The sequence below is a fragment of the Streptomyces otsuchiensis genome (genome assembly GCF_004305975.1).
GTDB lineage: Bacteria > Actinomycetota > Actinomycetes > Streptomycetales > Streptomycetaceae > Streptomyces > Streptomyces otsuchiensis.
The window spans coordinates 1-324 of the sequence record NZ_BHZI01000638.1; the positions used below are offsets into that span (position 1 = coordinate 1).

Consider the following 324-nt stretch of genomic DNA (forward strand, 5'->3'; position numbering starts at 1 on the left):
CCCCGCGCCGACGGCTGCGGCTCCGCCGCTGATGCCGACGACCGCCCCCGGTCCGGCGCCGATGCCCGACAGGCGGCTGGCGTACTCGGTGACCTCGCCGAAGGGGCGGCCGGTGACCGGGTCGATCCAGCGGCCGGAGACCGAGTCGAACTCGCGCCCGGTCGCCGGGTCGGTGAGATAGCCGGTGGCCGGGCTCTCCACCCAGCCGGCGAAGTCCCCGCGCTCCGGGCCGAGTACCCGGGCGTGCGGGTACTGCCCGGCACCGATCACGCTGCCGTTGGCGGCCTCGTGCTGGCCCGCCGTCGCATGGCCGCCACCCGCCGC

1 protein-coding gene is annotated in these 324 nt (G+C 77.8%); it reads right to left on the reverse strand.

Translation table 11 applies throughout. The annotated features are described in order from the left end of the window. Positions 1-324, reverse strand: a 324-nt coding sequence (locus E0D90_RS26990; protein ID WP_227870533.1) for a hypothetical protein, incomplete at both ends; no start/stop codon positions are given.